16 protein-coding genes are annotated in these 19687 nt (G+C 65.5%); 8 read left to right on the top strand and 8 right to left on the bottom strand.

The annotated features are described in order from the left end of the window. Window positions 1-180 precede the first annotated feature (180 nt). Window positions 181-984: a hypothetical protein gene (locus AB6804_RS02660; RefSeq protein WP_370885118.1), complete on the top strand. Its 804-nt coding sequence runs from the start codon at window positions 181-183 to the stop codon at window positions 982-984. Then, window positions 981-1727 (top strand): class I SAM-dependent methyltransferase, encoded by a 747-nt coding sequence (locus AB6804_RS02655; protein ID WP_370885117.1) that lies wholly within the window; start codon window positions 981-983, stop codon window positions 1725-1727. Before AB6804_RS02660 ends, AB6804_RS02655 begins: the two co-directional genes overlap by 4 nt. Before the next feature lie 33 nt (window positions 1728-1760). Here the strand turns inward: AB6804_RS02655 and AB6804_RS02650 are convergent, their stop codons facing one another. Then, window positions 1761-1943 (bottom strand): rubredoxin, encoded by a 183-nt coding sequence (locus AB6804_RS02650; RefSeq protein WP_035961154.1) that lies wholly within the window; start codon window positions 1941-1943, stop codon window positions 1761-1763. A gap of 169 nt (window positions 1944-2112) precedes the next feature. Here AB6804_RS02650 and AB6804_RS02645 point away from each other — a divergent pair, with 169 nt between their 5' ends. The 5 genes from AB6804_RS02645 (at window position 2113) to AB6804_RS02625 (ending at window position 10115) form a co-directional block, all read left to right on the top strand. Next, window positions 2113-2523 carry a DUF4399 domain-containing protein gene (locus AB6804_RS02645; protein WP_370885116.1) on the top strand — a complete coding sequence of 137 codons (411 nt, stop codon included), beginning with the start codon at window positions 2113-2115 and terminating at the stop codon, window positions 2521-2523. 132 nt (window positions 2524-2655) lie between these two features. Continuing rightward, the gene (gene abc-f, locus AB6804_RS02640; protein WP_370885115.1) at window positions 2656-4590 is read left to right on the top strand and encodes a ribosomal protection-like ABC-F family protein; all 1935 of its coding nucleotides are present in this window, start codon (window positions 2656-2658) and stop codon (window positions 4588-4590) included. 268 nt (window positions 4591-4858) lie between these two features. Continuing rightward, window positions 4859-6838, top strand: a complete 1980-nt coding sequence (locus AB6804_RS02635) for a DNA topoisomerase IV subunit B (protein ID WP_370885405.1) — start codon at window positions 4859-4861, stop codon at window positions 6836-6838. Window positions 6839-6875: 37 nt separating this feature from the next. Next, window positions 6876-9194, top strand: coding sequence for a DNA topoisomerase IV subunit A (gene parC, locus AB6804_RS02630; protein WP_370885114.1), 2319 nt, complete (start codon window positions 6876-6878; stop codon window positions 9192-9194). A gap of 462 nt (window positions 9195-9656) precedes the next feature. Next, window positions 9657-10115 (top strand): CopD family protein, encoded by a 459-nt coding sequence (locus AB6804_RS02625; RefSeq protein WP_370885113.1) that lies wholly within the window; start codon window positions 9657-9659, stop codon window positions 10113-10115. Between the two features lie 22 nt (window positions 10116-10137). On the opposite strand, the gene AB6804_RS02620 is transcribed toward AB6804_RS02625, so the two are convergent. The 6 genes from AB6804_RS02620 to AB6804_RS02595 form a co-directional block, all read right to left on the bottom strand. After that, on the bottom strand, window positions 10138-12546 hold the full coding sequence (locus AB6804_RS02620; protein ID WP_370885112.1) for a putative bifunctional diguanylate cyclase/phosphodiesterase: 2409 nt from the start codon (window positions 12544-12546) through the stop codon (window positions 10138-10140). Window positions 12547-12892: 346 nt separating this feature from the next. Next, window positions 12893-13789, bottom strand: coding sequence for a PhzF family phenazine biosynthesis protein (locus AB6804_RS02615; RefSeq protein WP_370885111.1), 897 nt, complete (start codon window positions 13787-13789; stop codon window positions 12893-12895). A gap of 76 nt (window positions 13790-13865) precedes the next feature. After that, window positions 13866-14327, bottom strand: a complete 462-nt coding sequence (locus tag AB6804_RS02610; RefSeq protein ID WP_035960744.1) for a RidA family protein — start codon at window positions 14325-14327, stop codon at window positions 13866-13868. Between the two features lie 28 nt (window positions 14328-14355). Beyond that, window positions 14356-15552 (bottom strand): PLP-dependent aminotransferase family protein, encoded by a 1197-nt coding sequence (locus tag AB6804_RS02605; protein WP_370885110.1) that lies wholly within the window; start codon window positions 15550-15552, stop codon window positions 14356-14358. A gap of 90 nt (window positions 15553-15642) precedes the next feature. Beyond that, a complete protein-coding gene (locus tag AB6804_RS02600) occupies window positions 15643-16587 on the bottom strand; it encodes a DMT family transporter (RefSeq protein ID WP_370885109.1) in 945 nt (314 codons plus the stop codon). Between the two features lie 40 nt (window positions 16588-16627). After that, complete coding sequence (locus AB6804_RS02595) at window positions 16628-17443, bottom strand: VOC family protein (RefSeq protein WP_370885108.1); 816 nt, start codon at window positions 17441-17443, stop codon at window positions 16628-16630. Window positions 17444-17645: 202 nt separating this feature from the next. Here AB6804_RS02595 and AB6804_RS02590 point away from each other — a divergent pair, with 202 nt between their 5' ends. Then, the gene (locus AB6804_RS02590; protein ID WP_370885107.1) at window positions 17646-19127 is read left to right on the top strand and encodes a PLP-dependent aminotransferase family protein; all 1482 of its coding nucleotides are present in this window, start codon (window positions 17646-17648) and stop codon (window positions 19125-19127) included. Here AB6804_RS02590 and AB6804_RS02585 read toward each other — a convergent pair. Continuing rightward, on the bottom strand, window positions 19051-19632 hold the full coding sequence (locus tag AB6804_RS02585) for a Rhs element Vgr protein (protein ID WP_370885106.1): 582 nt from the start codon (window positions 19630-19632) through the stop codon (window positions 19051-19053). The genes AB6804_RS02590 and AB6804_RS02585 overlap by 77 nt on opposite strands. Window positions 19633-19687 lie beyond the last annotated feature (55 nt).

Below are 19687 nucleotides of genomic sequence, written 5' to 3'. Positions count from 1 at the left end.
GGCTTGCCGTCCACGAAGCACAGCAGCAACTCCCACACCTTCACGCTTCTTCTTGCGCCCGCTTCGCGCGCCGCGCCTTCGCACGCCCCGAAGCGCCGAAGCCCCGGCGACATGAAACGCGCCCGCCGAATTCCCTCATAATGCGTCGACTCCTCATCGCGCCTCACGGCTCATGCCTGCATGACCGAAATTCAATCCGCCGTGCTCGTCTTCGTGCTGCTGCTCGCCAGTACCGGCATCGGCGTGGTGGTGCGGCCGCTCTTGCCCGAGGAACACAAGGCGCAGGAGACCGTGCAACTGGTGCAACTGGTCGTCGGCATGCTGGTGACGTTCGCGGCGCTCGTGCTCGGCCTTTTGACGGCATCGGCGAAAACGGTTTTCGATACCACCGATAACGACGTGCGCAGCTACGCCGCCGCGATCATCGAACTCGATCACACGATGCGCGACTACGGCGCGGACCTCGACGCCACCCGTGCGCTGCTGCGCGCCTACACCGCGGCGGCCGTCGCGAGCACCTGGCCCGCCGAAGCACCGCCACCCGGCGATTACTATCCGAAAGTCGAAGCGTCGCCGCATGCGAGCGGCAAGCTCGCGAGCCGCGCGCTCGGCGAGATGCTCGAACGCGCCCAACGTCAGGTGCGGCTTTTGGAACCCGCCGACGCCTATCACCACAAGCTCGCCGACGCCGCCGCCACGCGCTTCGAGCAACTCATCGCGCTGCGCTGGAAGCTGATCGAGGAAGCGCACGGCTCCATTTCCTATCCGTTCGACCGGATTCTCGTCGGCTGGCTACTGATCATTTTTCTGTGCTTCGGGCTGATCGCGCCGCGCAACGCGCTGTCCCTTGTGACGATCACGCTCGGCGCGCTGTCGATTGCGTCCGCCGTGCTCGTTATCCTCGATCTCGATACGCCATTTTCCGGACCGATCATGATCCACAGCCAGCCAATGCGCGAAGCGCTCGGCTATCAAAGCCGATGACGTCCTCCACGCTTTATTCCGACTCGCGCATCGTCGCGCTCTACGACGCGCTCAATCCCGCCGGTCCCGATACCGCGTTCTACGCGACGCTGGCCGAATCGGCGGGGCATGTCGTCGATCTCGGCTGCGGCACGGGGCTGCTTGCATGCGAACTGGCGGAGCGCGGGTATCGCGTGACCGGCATCGATCCGTCGCGGGAAATGCTGCGCATCGCGCGGGGCAGGCCGCACGGCGACCGCGTGACGTGGATCGAGGGCGATGCCTCAGCGTTGCCGTTCGTCGGCGCGGCGGACCTGCTCGTGATGACGGGCCACGTCGCGCAGATCTTTCTCGACGATGCCGCGCTGCTCGCGACGCTCATCGCCGCGCGGCGCGCACTGCGGCCCGGCGGGCGGATTGCGTTCGACAGCCGCAACCCGGCCGCGCGGGCGTGGGACGACTGGACGCCGGCGCGTTCGTTGCGACGCGTTCGCGCCGCCGATCGACGCATCGTCGAGGTATGGCAGGAGCGGCATGCAGCGCCCGACCCGGACGCGACGAGCCGCGTCGCGTTCACGACGCACTATCGCTTCAGCGAGAGTGACGAGATAACTAGCGCGCAAAGCGAACTGCGTTTTCGCAGCCGCGACGAACTCGCGGAGCTTCTCACGCAGGCCGGATTTGCGCACATCGACTGGTACGGGGACTGGAATCGCGCGCCGGTGGATGCAACGAGCCGCGAGCTGATCGCGGTGGCGCGCTAGGGAAGGCGTCGCGTTTGCAGCGACGCCATGACATCAGAACTCGACGACGACGAAATCTTCCTTGCCGACGTCGCATTCCGGGCAGCGCCAGTCGGCGGGGATATCGGCGAAACGCGTGCCCGGCGCGATGCCTTCGTTCGGCAGGCCGTCTTGCTCGTTATAGACCCAGCCGCAAATCAGGCACACCCAGCTTTTGTATTCGATGACTTCGCTCACGACAAACTCTTGATCTGAAATGGAAACAGGCCGGCCGCGCCGCGCATGGCGCGCGGTATCCGGCGAGCCGGCATCTTACCCGAATCGGCGGGCGCGTTCCCGATCCGCGACGCGCGGAGCGGTGTATGCTTGGTCGCGGTTTGTGGTTGCCATCGACCAGGAGAATACGATGCTCAAGAACATGCTTTCCGCCGCCGCGCTGTCGGGCGCGCTCGCGCTCACCGCTTTCCCGGGCGCGGCTCTCGCGCAATCGCACGTCAGCTTCGTCGAGCCGAAGGACGGCGCGACCGTCACCAGTCCGGTTCACGTCAAGTTCGCCGTCGAAGGCATGAAGATCGCGCCGGCCGGCACGATGACCGAAGGCACGGGCCATCATCATCTGCTGATCGACAGCGGCCCGCTGCCCAAGGGCACGGTGATTCCGGCCAGCGATACGTCGCTTCACTACGGCAAAGGCCAGACCGAGGCCGACGTGAAGCTGCCGCCCGGCGACCACACGCTGACGATGCAGTTCGGCGACGGCGCGCATCGCTCGTATGGGCCGGAGATGGCGCAGACGATCAAGGTTCACGTGAAGTAGCCGCGAGGCATCGGCCATTCGGCCGATGCGCAGAGAAGCGGCCGGACGCGCCGGTCAACATCGGTACAATGGCCGCTTCCACGGTATCGCCATGACTGGCGTATCGTTCACCGTTCGTTCGCATTCATCCCCATGTCGCTTTATTCCATTACGGACGCACAGCTTGCGTTCGGTCACGTCGCATTGCTGGATCACGCGGATTTCTCGCTCGAAGCGGGCGAGCGCGTGGGACTGATCGGCCGTAACGGCGCGGGCAAGTCGTCGCTGCTGAAAATCGTCGCGGGGCTCGCTGCGCCCGACGATGGTCTCGTCACGCGCCAGAACGAGCTGTCGACCGTCTACGTGCCCCAGGAACCCGAGTTCGATCTCGACGCCTCCGTGTTCGATGTCGTCGCCTCCGGTCTCACCGATGCGCGCTCGCTGCTCGACGAATACGACAGCGTCGCGCATCGCCTCGCGGACACGCCCGAAGGCGCGGAGCACGACGCGCTGCTCGCCCGCATGAACGCGCTGCAGTCCGCGCTCGACACGCGCGACGCCTGGAACTGGCGCACGCGCGTGGCGACGACGCTCGCGCAGATCGGCCTCGACGGCGACGCGCGCGCAGGCTCGCTCTCCGGCGGCATGAGAAAGCGCGTCGCGCTGGCGCGGGCGCTCGTCGTGCAGCCGGACGTGCTGTTGCTGGACGAGCCGACCAACCATCTCGACTTCGAAGGCATCCGCTGGCTGGAGGATTTGCTCGTCACCTTGCGCACCGGCTTGCTCTTCATCACGCACGATCGCGCGTTCCTGGATCGCGTGGCGACGCGCATCGTCGAACTGGATCGCGGACGCCTCTTGTCGTATCCCGGCAATTTCAGCGCGTATCAGATTCGAAAGGCGCAGCAGCTCGAAGTCGAGCAGGTGGAGCAGGCCAAGTTCGACAAGCTGCTCGCGCAGGAAGAAGTGTGGATTCGCAAGGGCGTGGAGGCGCGGCGCACGCGCAGCGTCGGACGCATCGCGCGGCTCGTCGAAATGCGCAACGAACGCGCCGAACGCCGCAACGTGCAGGGCAACGTAAGGCTCGATGTCGGGCAGGGCGAGAAGTCCGGCAAGATCGTCGCGGAACTGACCGATGTGACGAAGCGCTATGGCGAGCGCACCGTCGTGGACAGCTTCACGGCCACCGTGATGCGCGGCGACAAGGTCGGTCTCGTCGGGCCGAACGGCGCGGGCAAGACCACGCTGCTCAAGCTGATTCTCGGCGAACTTCAGCCCGACGAAGGCCGCGTTCGCACTGGCACGAACATCCAGACCGCATATTTCGATCAGATGCGCGCGCAACTCGATCTCGACAAGTCGCTTGCGGACACCATCAGTCCCGGCAGTGAATGGGTCGAAGTGAACGGCGTGAAGAAGCACGTGATGAGCTATCTCGGCGACTTCCTGTTCGCGCCGGAACGCGCGCGCTCGCCGGTGCGGTCGCTGTCGGGCGGCGAGCGCAATCGCCTGCTGCTGGCACGGCTCTTCGCGCGTCCGGCGAACGTGCTCGTGCTCGACGAGCCGACCAACGACCTCGACATTCCCACGCTCGAACTGCTCGAAGAACTGCTCGCGGACTATGACGGCACCGTGCTGCTCGTGAGCCACGACCGCGCGTTTCTCGATAACGTCGTCACTTCGGTGTTCGCGGCGGAAGGCGGCGGCAAGTGGCGCGAGTATGTCGGCGGCTTCTCGGACTGGCAGATTCAGCGCGAACGTTCGGATCGCATCGCGGAGGAGGCGGCGCGGCAAACCGCCCGGGAAGCGCCGAAGGAAGACGCGCCGAAGGACAGTGCAGCGGGGCGCAACGCGCAACGCACGGTGAAGCTGTCGTTCAAGGAACAGCGCGAGCTCGAAGCGCTGCCGGGGCGTATTGCGGAACTGGAGGAGGAGCAGAAGCGCATCGGCGCGCAACTCGAAGACGGCTCGATCTTCGCCACGGACGCGAAGGAAGGGGCGCGGCTGTCCGAGCGTCACGCGGCGATCGAAGACGAACTGCTCGTCGCGCTGGAACGATGGGAAGAGCTGGAAGCAAAGCGCAAGTAAGCCGGGCTTGCACGGCTTCGGGGCCGCCGTCAAGATGGGCGCGGCCCGCGAAAACCGCTATTCTCCTAGCGCGGCGCGGCCCGTGCATGCGACCCAGTCCGTTCACGCCGGCTTCGTCACGCAATCATCGAGCATTCGATCAAGCATTTCCCGGCATCCGGGCAGACGCACAGTGACCTTTCCCGCGCGTTCATCGATGCCGGACCAACGTTCAGCTATGTCCACGAAAAAATCCAGTGCGGCCGAAGCAGTCCCCATGAAGCGCACCATGAGCGCGAAGGCGGCCGGTTACAGCGAAGCATCGATCAAGGTGCTCAAAGGGCTCGAGCCGGTCAAGCAGCGGCCCGGCATGTACACGCGCACCGAGAATCCGCTGCACATCATTCAGGAAGTGATCGACAACGCGTCCGACGAAGCGCTCGGCGGCTTCGCCAAGCAGATCATGGTCACGCTGCATGCGGACAACTCCGTGTCGGTGGAAGACGACGGCCGCGGCATTCCGTTCGGCCTGCATCCCGAGGAAGGCGTGCCGGTCGTCGAGATCGTGTACACGCGCCTCCACGCGGGCGGCAAGTTCGACAAGGCCGCCGGCGGCGCGTACACCTTCTCGGGCGGCTTGCATGGCGTCGGCGTATCGGTGACGAACGCGCTCGCCACACGGCTCGAAGTCACGGTCTGGCGCGACAACAAGGTCGCGCAACTCGCGTTCGCCAACGGCGATGTCATCGAGCAGCTCACCGTGCGCTCCGCAGAACGCGGCGAGAAGAAGACCGGCACGCGCGTGCGCGCCTGGCCGAACCCGAAATATTTCGATTCCCCCAATCTGCCGCTCGGTGAATTGCAGCGGCTCCTGCGCTCGAAGGCGGTGCTGCTGCCGGGCGTCGAAGTGACGCTCGTCATCGAGAAGAGCGGCGAGCGTCAGACGTGGAAGTACGAAGACGGCTTGCGCGGCTATCTGCTGGAAGGCATGGGCGGCGGCGAACTGCTGATTCCGCTCTTCGAAGGCGAACGCTACGCCGAAAGCTCGAAGAACACCGAAGAGACCTTTGCCGAAGGCGAGGGCGCGTCGTGGGTCGTCGCGTGGAGCGAGGAAGGGCCGCTCATGCGTGAATCGTATGTGAACCTGATTCCGACGCCCGCGGGCGGCACCCATGAGTCCGGCTTGCGCGACGGCCTCTTTCAGGCGGTCAAGAACTTCGTCGAAATTCACAACCTCCAGCCGAAGGGCGTGAAGCTGCTTGCGGAAGACGTGTTCGCACGCGTGTCGTTCGTGCTGTCGGCGAAGGTGCTCGATCCGCAGTTCCAGGGGCAGATCAAGGAACGTCTCAATAGCCGCGATGCCGTGAAGCTCGTGTCCTCGTTCTCGCGGCCGGCGCTGGAGTTGTGGCTCAATCAGCACGTCGAATACGGCAAGAAGCTTGCGGAACTCGTGATCCGCCAGGCGCAGGCTCGCACGCGTGCGGGCCAGAAGGTCGAGAAGCGCAAGAGCTCGGGCGTGGCCGTGCTGCCGGGCAAGCTGACCGATTGCGAATCGACGGACATTTCGCGCAACGAACTCTTCCTCGTCGAGGGCGATTCGGCGGGCGGGTCCGCGAAGATGGGCCGCGACAAGGAGTTTCAGGCGATCCTCCCGTTGCGCGGCAAGGTGCTGAACACGTGGGAAACCGAGCGCGACCGGCTGTTCGCGAACAACGAAGTGCATGACATCGCGGTGGCGATCGGCGTCGATCCGCATGGCCCCGACGATCAGATCGACCTGTCGAATCTGCGTTACGGCAAGATCTGCATCCTGTCGGACGCGGACGTCGACGGCGCGCACATTCAGGTGCTGCTGCTCACGCTCTTCTTCAAGCATTTCCCGCAACTGATCGAACGCGGCCATGTGTGCGTCGCACGTCCGCCGCTCTTTCGAGTCGATGCCCCGGCGCGCGGCAAGAAGCCCGCGCAAAAGCTCTATGCGCTCGACGAAGGCGAGCTCGAAGCGATCCTCGACAAGCTGCGCAAGGACGGCGTGCGCGAGACGCAATGGAGCATCAGCCGCTTCAAGGGTCTCGGCGAAATGAGCGCGGAACAGCTCTGGGACACGACGATGAACCCCGACACGCGCCGCCTGCTGCCGGTCGGCCTCGGCGATCTCGGCTTCGATCTCACGGTGTCGCGCATGACGATGCTGATGGGCAAGGGCGAAGCGGCATCGCGCCGAAGCTGGCTCGAAGAGAAGGGCAACGAAGTCGAAGCGGATATCTGACGCTTAACCGACGCAACGCTTCAAGAACGGAAATTCGATGGGAATCACAGACGATCTCTTCGCCGCGCAGACCGCACCGGACGGCGAACAACTGACGCTCGGCGATTACGCCGAACGCGCGTACCTCGACTATGCGGTGAGCGTGGTCAAGGGCCGCGCGCTGCCGGATGTATCGGACGGGCAAAAGCCCGTGCAGCGCCGCATTCTCTACGCGATGAGCGAGATGGGCCTCGCGAGCACCGCGAAGCCGGTCAAGTCGGCGCGCGTGGTCGGCGACGTGCTCGGCAAGTATCACCCGCACGGCGATCAGTCGGCGTACGACGCGCTCGTGCGTCTCGCGCAGGACTTCTCGATGCGCTATCCGCTCATCGACGGGCAAGGCAATTTCGGCTCGCGCGATGGCGACGGCGCCGCCGCCATGCGATACACCGAGGCGCGCCTCACGCCGATCGCGCGCCTCCTGCTCGATGAAATTGATCAGGGCACGGTCGATTTCATGCCGAATTACGACGGCTCGTTCGAAGAGCCGAAGCTCTTGCCCGCGCGCTTGCCGTTTCTGCTGCTGAACGGGGCATCGGGGATCGCGGTCGGCCTCGCGACGGAGATTCCGTCGCACAATCTGCGCGAAGTGGCCACTGCCGCCGTTGCAATGATTCGCGATCCGAAGCTCGGCCATGCGAGCGTGATGGAGAAGCTCAACGGTCCGGACTTTCCGGGCGGCGGGCAGATCATCTCGTCGCAGGCGGAGATTTCCGCTGCATATGAAAGCGGGCGCGGCAGCCTGAAAGTGCGGGCGCGCTGGAAGATCGAAGACCTCGCGCGCGGCCAGTGGCAACTCGTCATCACCGAACTGCCGCCGAATACGTCGGGTCAGAAGGTGCTCGAAGAAATCGAGGAACTGACGAATCCGAAGATCAAGCTCGGCAAGAAGACGCTCACGCCCGACCAGTTGCAGACCAAGCAGACGCTGCTGGGTCTCCTCGACACCGTGCGCGACGAATCCGGCAAGGATGCGCCGGTGCGCCTCGTGTTCGAGCCGAAGTCGAGCCGTATCGATCAGACGGAGTTCGTCAATTCGCTGCTCGCGCATACGAGCCTCGAATCGAATGCGGCGATCAACCTGGTGATGATCGGCGCCGATGGCCGGCCACGGCAGAAGGGCATCGTCGAGATCCTGCACGAGTGGGTCGGCTTCCGCTTCGTGACGGTGACGCGCCGCACGCAGCATCGCTTGAACAAGGTGAACGACCGCATCCATATTCTCGAAGGGCGAATGATCGTCTTCCTGAATATCGATGAAGTCATTCGCATCATCCGCGAAGCCGAGGAGCCGAAGCAGGCGCTGATCGCGCGCTTCAAACTGTCGGACCGGCAGGCCGAGGACATTCTCGAAATCCGTTTGCGCCAGTTGGCGCGGCTCGAAGCGATCAAGATCGAGCAGGAGCTTTCGGAGTTGCGCGACGAGAAGACCAAGCTCGAAGAGTTGCTCAACAGCGATGCGGCGATGAAGCGGCTGCTCATCAAGGAGATCGAAGCCGATGCGAAGCAGTACGGCGATAACCGGCGCACGCTGATTCAGCAGGCGACGCGCGCGACGTTCGAAGCGCGTGTCGTCGATGAGCCGGTGACGGTGGTCGTATCGCAACGGGGCTGGGTGCGCGCGCTGAAGGGACACGGGCTCGATCCCGCGGGCTTCACGTTCAAGGCCGGCGACAGCCTCTACGCGGCATTTCAGGCGCGCACGCCGGATACCCTCGTCGCGTGGGGCAGCAATGGGCGCGTGTACTCGGTGCCGGTTGCGGCGCTGCCGGGCGGGCGTGGCGATGGCGTGCCGGTGACGTCGCTGATCGAACTGGGATCGGGGACGCATCTGCTGCATTACTTTGCGGCATCGGCGGATCAGCCGTTGTTGCTGGCATCGAGCAATGGCTTTGGCTTCATCGCGAAGATCGGCGACATGGTGAGCCGCGTGAAGGCGGGCAAGGCGTTCATGACGATCGACGAGGGCGCGACGCCGCTCGCGCCGATGCCGGTCGTGCCGGGCGCGACTCATGTCGCGTGTTTGTCGAGCATGGGCCGCCTGCTGGTGTTCGGCATGGACGAAATGAAGACGCTGTCGGGCGGCGGACGCGGCGTCACGCTGATGGCGCTCGATCCCAAGGAAACGCTGCGCCAGGCGCTGGCGATCGATTCGCGCGGCGTCGTGCTGACGGGTACGGGACGCGGGGGCAAGGTGAGGGACGAGAAGCTTGCGGGGTCGCAGTTGCAACTGCATATTGGCAAGCGGGCGAGAAAGGGACGCGTGCCGGATACGACGTTGAAGGTCAGTGAGATGCGGCCGGTATTTGAGGGGTAGGGGTTTGCGGTCGAGGAAGCGCCTCGCAGCGGGAGTTGCGAGGCGTTTTTTTTGGGTTCGATGCGGCGGTTCAGTCGCGGAATAGGGACGTGCCGTGGTAATCGTCAGCGAGAAGCGCAGCGCGGGCAAATATGTCACGCCCGGTCACGTCTCTCATCCTTCGGTTTCCTTATTGATTACTGAATGGATTCGACCAGCGATTGAAACGTACCCGTTTTGCTCCCCGCCATCGGAAAAAGCTCAAAACCGGAGCGCGCGGTAGTCTGCCCGACACGGTCGCAGGTGCTGCGCATAGGGCGGGTTTCTTATCGGCCGCCTCCATTTCACCGGAGGTCCAAAGAGCCGCGCCCCGCCGACCGAACGCCTTCTTCACATCCGCAATCACATTCCCCAGGAACTGACGGCCCGCACCCTAGTCGAACGCCCAACCTTCATCCGTCACATCGATTCCCCGGAACTGCCATGACCAAAGCCATCGAAGCCGCGCTTTACCTTCACCTGCTCGGCGTGGCCGTGTGGATAGGCGGGATGGTCTTCGCGCATTTCTGCCTGCGTCCCGCGCTCGGCGATCTTGCGCCGCAGCTGCGCCTGCCGCTTTGGGAAGCCGTGTTCGCGCGCTTCTTCAACTGGGTCGCGGGCGCGGTCATCGTCATCCTGCTCACCGGCGGCTTCCTGCTCGCGCAATTCGGCGGCGGTCACGCGGCCTGGCCGCTTCACGCGATGGCGGGCCTCGGCATCGTGATGATGCTGATCTTCGGGCACATCCGCTTCGGGGTGTTTCCGCGCATCCGCCGCGCAGTGCAGGCGCAGAACTGGCCCGATGGCGCACGCGCCGTCGGCACCGTCCGGCGGCTGGTCGTCGTCAATCTCGTGTTGGGGATCGTCACGATCGGCACAGCGGTCATGTCCCGCGGCTTCTGAGCGCAGCCGCGACAGACGCCGATCAGCCGCCGCGCTCGTCGCTGAGCGCGGGATGTTTGCGCCCGCGCGCCGTCCGTCCGACCGGCCAGCCGCAGACGCCGAAGCGGTCGAGCAGGGCCTGCACGCCATCGGCGGGAACCGGGCGGGAGAACAGGAAGCCTTGCGCTTCCACCGGCCCGAGCGCCGCCAGCCACGCGATCTGCTCTTCGCGCTCCGTGCCCTCGACGACGACCGTCAGCCCGAGCGAGCGCGCGAGATTCACGATCGCCGATACCATCACGCAGACGCTGCGGTCTTCGGGAATCGCCTGGATGAACGAGCGGTCGACCTTCAGCGTATCGACCGAAAAGCGGTTCAGATACGACAGTGACGAATATCCGGTGCCGAAATCGTCGAGCGCGATGCGCACGCCCAGCCGCTTCAGCGCAGCGATCTTCTCCTCCACCAGCTCCGGATATTCGACCATCACGGTCTCGGTGATCTCGAGTTCGAGCTTGTCGGGCGGAATGCCGCTCGACGTGATCGCGCGCGCGACCGTCTCCAGCAGATCGCCGCGCCAGAACTGCACCGCCGATATGTTCACCGCGAGCGACAGCCCCGAATAACCCTCGCGCTGCCATTGGGCGAGTTGCGCGCACGCGGTGTGAATCACGAAATCGCCGACCGCAACGATCAGCCCCGTCGATTCCGCCACCGGAATGAACTCGATGGCCGGTATCAGTCCGTGCTGCGGATGGTTCCAGCGCACGAGCGCCTCGAACCCGGTGATGCAGCGGCGCGCCAGATCGATCTTCGGCTGATACACGAGGAACAGCTGCTCCTCCGTCAGCGCGACGCGCAGTTGCTGCTCCCACTTCATCAGGTGATCCGCGCGATGCGACAACTGCGGCGAATAGAACTGATAGCAGTTCTTGCCCGCGTCCTTCGCGCTGTACATCGCGAGGTCCGCTTTCTTCAGCAGGTCGATTTCACTTTCGTTCGACACGGAAAACAGCGCAATGCCGATGCTCGCATGCAGCACGAATGCGCTGCCGCGCACGTCGAAGGGCGTCGCGAACATCGTTGCGATGTCGTTGGCGAGGGTGACGGCGCGCTGCTCGACATCGTCGCCCTTGACGACGACCACGAACTCGTCACCGCCGATCCGCGACAAGGTCCCGCTGCTGCCCACCGTCTCCGCGAGGCGCGAGGCGGTCATCTGCAGCACGATGTCGCCGGCGTTGTGGCCGAGCGTGTCGTTGACGGTCTTGAAGTTGTCGAGGTCGATGAACAGCAGCGCGAGCCGCCCGATGTTCTCGGTCTGCGCCACGTCGTGCCGCAACGCGCGCAGCGTCGAATAACGGTTGCGCAGGCCGGTGAGCAAGTCGTATTCGACGAGATGCGTCATCTCGCGTTCGCGGCCGAGCAGCTTGCCGATCAGGCCCGTTGCCACCGCGAAGAAGCCGAGCATCGCGAGCGAAATGAAGCTCGCCATCAGCAGATAGACGTTGCGCGTGTGGTGATAGTCGGCGAACTCCTCGCGCTCCGACAACCCGACGAGCACGCCGAGCGGATAGCCGTCGATATGCCGGTACGACACGATGCGCTTCACGTGGTCGATCGGATCGACGTAAATGCCCGACGCGTGGCCCGAAGTGGGGTAGACGCCGCTCGCGCTGAATTCCGCCTGAGCGGGCGCCGCGTCGCTCCGCGTGCTCCCTTTCGTAACGGCGCCGGGCGACCGACTTTCGGTCAGCGTGCCGCCCGCGCTGCGGGCGAGCACCGCGCCGTTGTCCGACACGACGGCGATCACGCCTTCGCGCCCGATGGACGCGACGTTGTAGAAGTCGTTGGTGAAGTAAGTCGGATCTTCGGAGACCACGACGACGCCCGCGAACGAACCGTCCGGATGATTGAGCCGCCGCGTGATCTGCAGCGTCCATTTGCCGGAGAGGCGTCCGTGCACCGGGCGGCTGATATAGAGCAGGTCGTCGTTGGAATGCACGTGCACCCTGAAGTGCTCGCGATCCGACAAGTCGATCGGCTTCGGCCGCCGGTCCGACGTATTCGCGACCAGCTTGCCGTTCGCGCCGATCAGCGAGACCTGCACGAGCGTATCGCTTTGCACGACGCCTTTGTCGACGGTGGCGGCGAGATCGAAGTCGCCCGGCGATTTCTCGTATTCGTACTTGACGAACCGCGTGATCTGATCGACCTGATGGATCGCCTTGATGGTGTGCTGTTCGAGCGCCGAAGAAAGTATGGCGGCGGAGGCCGTCGACTCATGCGTGGTCGCGTCCCGCTCGACCGACAGCCGCGCGAAGATCACCGCCCACAGCAAGCCGAGCACGAGCGTGCCGAGCACCGGAATCGCGAGCAGCGCGCGGCGCCGCCGGATGGCCGGGGCGCTCGCGCGGGAATCGGTTGCTGCGTGGGAGCGCGCACGCTTCATAAAGCGCCTGAAGTAAAAACGCCGCACGGCGCCCGCCGTGCCGGCGACCGCGCGAAATGTAAAGGGTGATGCATGTGCTGAGGCGTTCCCCGAAACGGATCAATCGAGCGTAGTCTGCGCGCCTTGGGACCGGGAAACCTGATGCCGCGCCCATCCGGCTGGCGCGCTCGCGGGATTGCGTTCGGGTGATGACGCCTTGATTGTGCCGGTGGCGATTCATACCGATCGCCGCCCGCCGCGCTTGTCATCCGGTCCCCAATGTTCGGATAGTACTGAAGGCGCACCAATTAAGGAAGGGCAACGGCGCGGCGTCGGGGTTTACGCCCTGCGCACGCAGGTCATTGTTTCAGAAGCGGAAAGTACCGTCGACGACCGTCACGGAATCGCCGCCGATCCACACCGGCGCCCCGTTCGCGCGATCGTCGTAGGCGATGCTGACCCGACCATCGCGACCGAGCGCCGTGCCCTGACGCACGGTGTAGGCATCGCCGGGGCGCTTGCCTTGCGCCGTCAGGAGCATGGCCAGCGCCGCATTCGCGCTGCCGGTGACCGGATCCTCGATGTTCTCCGCGCCGAGCAGCAACGTGCGCAGTTCGAACGTCGCGGGCGCGCCGCCGTCGTGCGGACCGTAGACGACGATCCCATGCGTGCCCACTTCCGCGACGAGCGCGGTGAGCGCCTGCCGCGCGGCGGGCGACAGCGTCATCGCAAGGCATTGCGCCGCGTCCGCCAAGCGGATGAGGAGCCACGGCACGCCATTGTCGACCGCGCAAGGCGGCGCGCTGAAATCGATGGCGACGGGCGCGACCGCATCGGCGAGACGCTTTTGCTGATCGTCGTCGAGCGGCGCGATGCGTGCGGGCGGCGCGGCGAACGCCCATTGCGCGTCGGCACGCTTCGCGAGCGTCACCAGCCCGACGCCGCACTCCTGCACGAGCGTGCCCGGTGTCTTCGGCGCATAACCGCTTTCGAGCAGCGCGTGCGCCGTGCCGAGCGTCGGATGCCCGGCGAAAGGAAGCTCCGTCGCCGTCGTGAAGATGCGCACGCGATAGTCGGCGCGCGGATCGGTCGGGCGCAGGATGAAGGTCGTCTCCGACAGATTCGTCCAGCGCGCGATGGCCTGCATGCGCTCGGTCGTGAGGTCGTCGGCGTCGAAGATCACGGCGAGCGGGTTGCCTCTGAACGGAACGGACGTGAAGACATCGACCTGCTTGAAGCGGACGGTGCGAGTGGATAGGGTCATGCGCAAGAAAGGGACGGGTCAAAAAAAACCCGACGCGCGGACACGTCGGGTTTCGCTGGAATCGATGCCGCGGCGCTCAGCCCACTTCGGCGATCAGCTCGATTTCGACGCACGCGCCAAGCGGAATCTGCGCGACGCCGAATGCGGAGCGCGCGTGCTTGCCGGCATCGCCGAAGACTTCCGCGATCAGCTCCGATGCGCCATTCGTCACGATGTGCTGCTCGGTGAAATCGGGCGTCGAGTTCACGAGGCTCATCACTTTCACGACGCGCTTCACGCGGTTCAGGTCGCCCGTGTGTGCATGCAGCGTCGCGATCAGGTCGATGGCCACGCTGCGCGCGGCGGCCTTGCCTTCCTCGGTCGCGATGTCCGCGCCGAGCTTGCCCGCGTGCACCTTGCCGTCCTTCTTCGCGATATGCCCCGACAGATACACGGTGTTGCCGCTTTGCGCGCTCATCACGTAGGCGGCGGCCGGCGCGCCCGCGACGGGCAATTCGATGCCGAGTTCCTTCAGCTTGTCATACACGTTCGATGCCATCGTTGCTCCTTGATTGCGTTGCAGAGATTCAGAGGCTCGCGCGAATCAGCGCGCCGAGCTTCGCGACGCCTTCGTCGATCGTCGCGGGCGGCACCGTGACGAAGGAGAGGCGCATCGTGTTGTGTTCGGCCTGGTTCGCGAAGAAGGGGCCGCCCGGCACGAAGGCCACGTTCTGCGCGATGGATTGCTCCAGCAGCTTCATCGAATCGATTTGCTGCGGCAGCTTGACCCACACGAACATGCCGCCTTCCGGCCGGTTCCATTCGACGCCCGCCGGCATGTGACGTTCCAGCGCCGCGAGCATCGCCGCGCATTGATCGCGATACAGCGCGCGGATGGTCGGCACGTGCTCGTCGAGAAAGCCGTCCTTCACGACTTCATGCACGATGCGCTGCGTGATGCTCGGGGTGTGCAGGTCGGTGGCCTGCTTCGCCTGCACGAGCTTGAAGTGCAATTCCTCGGGCGCGATGATGTAGCCCACGCGCAAGCCCGGCGCGAGCACCTTCGAGAACGAGCCGAGATGCACGATGTGATCGGGCGCCATCGAGAGCAGCGTCGGAAGCGGGGCGCCGGCGTAGTCGAGCGCGCCGTAGGGATCGTCTTCGATGACGGGGAACGCGGCTTTCCTTGCGAACGCGGCGAGTGCGCGGCGGCGTTCGAGCGGCAGGCGGCGGCCCGTCGGATTCTGGAAATTCGGCTGCGCGTACAGCAGGCGCGCGTTCGCGACGAGCGCGGCATCGAGCCGTTCGGGAATCAGGCCGGATTCGTCCGTCGGTACCTGCACGTAGGTGGGCTCGAACATCGAGAACGATTGCAGCGCGCCAAGATAGGTCGGCGTTTCGACGAGGACACGGCTGCCCGGATCGACGAGCACCTTGCCGAGCAGATCGAGCGCCTGCTGGGAGCCGGTCGTGATGAGCACTTGCGTCGGGCGGATGGTCGCGCCGTTCACCGAATAGCGCGCGGCCACCCATTCGCGCAGCGGCATGAAGCCTTCGGTCGCGCTGTACTGAAGCGCGGCCGCCGGTTGATCGCGCAGGATGCGCTCGGACGCGTGGCGCATCTGCTCGACGGGAAACGTCGCCGGCGAGGGCAGCCCGCCCGCGAAAGAAATGACTTCGGGCCGTTCCGTGACCTTGAGGATTTCACGAATCGCCGAACTGGTGAGCTTGCGGGCGCGTTCGGAAAGTTGCCACGGCGTGGCGCGGAGATCGGCTTGATTCATGAAGTGCCTCGGTTGTCTCTGGGTTTGGTTCTGGGTATCGCGTGACGAGGGACGCGCAAACAACGATTATCGCCCGGGCGCGTCACTGCGTCACTTGGCGTGGCGAGCGGCCGTCACCGGATGCGCTGCCGGCGTCGCGGCCACCGCCGGCGCGGCGCGCACCGCCGTCTTGCGGCCGAGCACGACGGTCACGATGACGGCCGCCGCATACAGCCACGTCGACGCGCTCACGTGCTCGCCGAAGAAGAGCGCGGAGAGCGCCATTGTGAAGAAGATCTGCAGCAGTTGCACCTGGCCGACGCGGGCGATGCCGCCCATCGCGAGGCCCGCATACCACGCGAAGAAACCGATGAACTGCGAGAAGAGCGTCACGTAGCCGAACGCGAGCCAGGTGCGCAGCGCGAGCGGCTCCGGATGCGCCGCATGATGCGCCCACGCGAGCCAGCCGACCGGCAGCAGCAGAAACGGCGCGGACAGCACGAGCGCCCAGCAGATGACCTGCCAGCCGCCCATCTGACGCGCGAGCCGCGCGCCTTCCGCATAACCGAGGGCGCCGATGCCGACCGCGACGAGCATCAGCAGGTCGCCCGCCTGAAGACCGCCGCCGCCCGCCTGCAACGCGAACGCGACGACGATCGCGCTGCCCGCCACCGCGCTCGCCCAGAATGCCTTCGACGGCCGTTCGTGCGAAAGCCACGCCGCGTAGATCGCGACGCACAGCGGCTGCAGGCCGTTGACGACCGCGCCGTGCGAGGCGGGGACGGTTTTCATCGCCCAGGCGGAAAACACCGGGAACGCGATGATCACGCCCAGCGCGACGACGCCGAGGCTCTTGACCTGCGGCCACGTCGGCAGCTTTTCGCGACGCCACGCGAGCAGCAGCGCGGCCGGAATCGCCGCGACGAGCGCACGCCCGAGGCCGTTCAAAAGCGGATGCACTTCCTGCACGACGATGCGCGTCATCGGCAGCGTCAGGCTGAAAATGACGACGCCGATCAGGCCAAGCAGCATGCCTTCGGTTTCGCGGGTCTTCATGATGCGGCGTCTCCTTTTTTTATTGCAGCGCGCCGGGCGCTCAGTCGGGTGTGTCGTGTGAAAGCGGCAGTTCGGGTTCCGCCTGCGCATCCTCGATTTTCTTGCTCTTGACGCGGCGGCGCTTGGCGACGTCCTGCTGCGCGCGCCGCGCGGCTTCTGCGGCTTCCGCCGCTTCGCCGAGCGTCAGCGTCGAGCCGTCCGGCAGTTCGAATTCCGCGACGAGCACCGGCGCGCCCGCCGTCGATTCGACGCGCATCAGATGCGACGCCCCGAGCCACGCAAGCTGCTCCGCGATGACATCCGCGTTCGGATGGAAGCCCGTCAGTGCGCGCAGCGCAATGCCGGTGGCGGGAAGCGCATCGCCCGGATGGCGCGGCGTGTCCCACTGAATCAGCGACGGCAGCACGCCATCGCCGGCGGCCCGCCATGCGGGGAATGCCCCGTCGTCGGGAACGGTGAGGTTCCAAGTATTGCCGCCGCGCGACATCGCCACGACCGGCGCGATGCGCTCCGGATACTGCTCGCGCCAGCGCGTGAGCGACTTCGGCCGGTCCACGCGCGCGACCCAGTGCACGAGTTGCGGGCCGCTCGCGAGGCGTTCCTGCATCGCGGGATCGTCGAGCGCGAAAAGGCGAGGACGAGGCGCTTCGCGCGGCGCGGCGGCCGGATCGGCGGCGATCACTTCGACGTATGCGCCGCCCCACAGGCCAAGCAGCCGATTGTGCGTGCCCATCACCGGATGCGCGCCGCCGGGCTCCGACTCGATGCCGAACTTCGCGGCGACGAACTGCGCGCCTTCGTCCAGCGTGCGCGCGGCGATCACGAGATGGTCGAGTGTCAAAGGATGAGCGGTCATGGTCAACGGATGGAGCGAAATCGGGGCGTTAGCATAACCGTTCGCCAACCGGGGCGAGAAGCGTTGCCGGCGGTCGCCGGAACAGAAAATGTAACGGTACTGACCAGAACAGTAACGGTACAATCGGCCAGATTGGATTCGGTACAGTTCGTCAGCCGATGGCGCCTCTGCACCGCTCATCCGGAACCCGCGAGGAACCGCCATGTCCGTCCCGCTCGATCTCATTCCCGCCCCGCACGACGCCACGCAACTCACGCTCGTCGATCAACTGGTTCAATGGGGCCGGCGGCGTATCGACGAACGCGTGTTTCGCCCCGGCATGCGCATGCCGTCGATCCGCAAGCTCGCCGTCGACAAGGGCGTGTCGCGCTTCACCGTCGTCGAGGCTTATGAGCGGCTCGTCGCGCACGGCTATCTCGACTCGCGGCGCGGCTCGGGCTTTTACGTGCGCGACCGTATCGTGTCGGCGTCGCCGGCGGCGGGCGTGGCGGCGCAGAGCGAGCCGGTGCAGAGCGCCATCGACGTCGTCTGGCTGCTGCGCAACATGCTGCATACGGCGAGTCCCGAAAAGGGACCGGGCCTCGGCTACCTGCCGGGCCGCTGGCTGGACGGCGAACTCATCACGAATGCGCTGCGCTCGATGAGCCGGCTTTCCGGCGCGCAGATGCTCGGCTTCGGCACGCCGCAAGGATTTTTGCCGTTGCGCCAGCAATTGCAGACGCGGCTCGCGGAACTGGAGATCGGCGCGTCGGAGCAGCAGCTCGTGCTCGTGTCGGGCATCACGCAGGCCATCGACCTGATCGCGCGGCTCTACGTGAAGCCGGGCGACGCGGTGATCGTCGGCGATCCCGCGTGGTTTCAGATGTTCGGGCGCTTCGCGTCGCAGGGCGCGCGGCTCGTCGGCATGCCGTACACGCCCGATGGCCCCGATCTCGACGCGCTCGAAACGCTCGTCGCGACGTGGCGGCCGAAGATGCTCATCATCAATTCGGTGCTGCACAATCCGACCGGTACGTCGCTGACGGCCGCGCAGGCGTTCCGCATCCTGCAACTTGCGCAGCAATACGATTTCATCGTCGTGGAGGACGATGTCTACGGCGATCTTTGCCCGACGGGCTATCCCGCGACGCGCCTCGCATCGCTCGATCAACTGAAGCGCGTGATCTTTCTCGGCAGTTTCTCGAAGACGCTGGCGGCGAATCTCCGCGTGGGCTATATCGCGGCATCGGCGGACGTGGCGAAGGCGCTCGCCGACCAGAAGATGCTCGTCGGCATGACGAGTCCGGAGCTGAACGAGCGCGTCGTCTACAAGGTGCTGACCGAGGGGCATTACCGGCGGCACGTCGAACGCTTGCGCGTGCGGCTCGACGGCGTGCGCGACAAGACCGCGCGCATGCTGGAAAAGACCGGCCTCAGGCTGTTTACGACGCCCGACGCGGGCATGTTCTTATGGGCCGATGCCGGCGTCGATTCCGAAGGCCTCGCGGCGGCGGGTCACGAAGCCGGCTTTCTGCTGACGCCCGGCAGCCTGTTTTCACCGCAGCAGTCGCCGACGACGTGGATGCGCTTCAATATCGCCAATTGCGGCGATCCGGCGCTGCCCGCGCTCATCGTGAGCCATCTGGAGAAAGTCGCGCGCCGCGGCGTTTCGGCAGATGACGGCGATCGGACGGCGCGTCGATGAAATACGCGAGCACGGTTTCATAGAGCGCGAGCGCATCGGGCGTGTGGCGGTAACGCTGTTCGTACAGCCGGCTCTGGGCGTCGCAAAAACGCAGCGCGAAGTAGTCCGCGAGCAGGTTGCCTTGCGCTTCCATGTTGTAGTCGGACAGGCGCTTGCCCGCGCCGAGCGTATAGCCGTAATTCAGCCCGATGCGGATCGCCCCGCGGGTGCGCACCCAATAGCCAAGCTGAAACTGCCAGACGTGCGTCATCTCGTGGATGAACCACATCTGATCGGAGATGCCGCAGGCGGCGAAATCATCCTGATGGCAGGCCGGCGGGAAATAGAGGCTGCCGTTCGGGGCCATCGCGGTGTGCGCGGGCTGCAGCCCGAACGGCAGATACGGCCGCGCGTGGACGCGGACGGTCGAATAGTCGATCGCATCGCGGAAGACGAGGCGCGCGATCGCGATTTCGTTCGGCGTCAGCAGACGGGCGCGTCGGTCGGGCGGGTGCGGCGCAAGCATATCGGTCGGGTTGATGATTCGGGATGCGCATCTTAGCGAAGCGCATCGGCATCGG

Origin of the sequence: Caballeronia sp. RCC_10, from assembly GCF_041360715.1 — a bacterium.
In the GTDB taxonomy this organism is placed as follows: domain Bacteria; phylum Pseudomonadota; class Gammaproteobacteria; order Burkholderiales; family Burkholderiaceae; genus Caballeronia; species Caballeronia grimmiae.
The sequence above is the reverse complement of the archived record's forward strand: the minus strand, read 5'-3'. Positions and strand labels throughout refer to the sequence as shown.

Excerpts from the sequence above, each read along its gene's own strand:
- AB6804_RS02660 (WP_370885118.1), top strand. The coding sequence starts at position 181 with ATGACCGAAATTCAATCCGCCGTGCTCGTCTTCGTGCTGCTGCTCGCC.
- AB6804_RS02655 (WP_370885117.1), top strand. The coding sequence starts at position 981 with ATGACGTCCTCCACGCTTTATTCCGACTCGCGCATCGTCGCGCTCTAC.
- AB6804_RS02645 (WP_370885116.1), top strand. The coding sequence starts at position 2,113 with ATGCTCAAGAACATGCTTTCCGCCGCCGCGCTGTCGGGCGCGCTCGCG.
- abc-f (WP_370885115.1), top strand. The coding sequence starts at position 2,656 with ATGTCGCTTTATTCCATTACGGACGCACAGCTTGCGTTCGGTCACGTC.
- AB6804_RS02635 (WP_370885405.1), top strand. The coding sequence starts at position 4,859 with ATGAGCGCGAAGGCGGCCGGTTACAGCGAAGCATCGATCAAGGTGCTC.
- parC (WP_370885114.1), top strand. The coding sequence starts at position 6,876 with ATGGGAATCACAGACGATCTCTTCGCCGCGCAGACCGCACCGGACGGC.
- AB6804_RS02625 (WP_370885113.1), top strand. The coding sequence starts at position 9,657 with ATGACCAAAGCCATCGAAGCCGCGCTTTACCTTCACCTGCTCGGCGTG.
- AB6804_RS02620 (WP_370885112.1), bottom strand. The coding sequence starts at position 12,546 with ATGAAGCGTGCGCGCTCCCACGCAGCAACCGATTCCCGCGCGAGCGCC.
- AB6804_RS02615 (WP_370885111.1), bottom strand. The coding sequence starts at position 13,789 with ATGACCCTATCCACTCGCACCGTCCGCTTCAAGCAGGTCGATGTCTTC.
- AB6804_RS02610 (WP_035960744.1), bottom strand. The coding sequence starts at position 14,327 with ATGGCATCGAACGTGTATGACAAGCTGAAGGAACTCGGCATCGAATTG.
- AB6804_RS02605 (WP_370885110.1), bottom strand. The coding sequence starts at position 15,552 with ATGAATCAAGCCGATCTCCGCGCCACGCCGTGGCAACTTTCCGAACGC.
- AB6804_RS02600 (WP_370885109.1), bottom strand. The coding sequence starts at position 16,587 with ATGAAGACCCGCGAAACCGAAGGCATGCTGCTTGGCCTGATCGGCGTC.
- AB6804_RS02595 (WP_370885108.1), bottom strand. The coding sequence starts at position 17,443 with ATGACCGCTCATCCTTTGACACTCGACCATCTCGTGATCGCCGCGCGC.
- AB6804_RS02590 (WP_370885107.1), top strand. The coding sequence starts at position 17,646 with ATGTCCGTCCCGCTCGATCTCATTCCCGCCCCGCACGACGCCACGCAA.
- AB6804_RS02585 (WP_370885106.1), bottom strand. The coding sequence starts at position 19,632 with ATGCTTGCGCCGCACCCGCCCGACCGACGCGCCCGTCTGCTGACGCCG.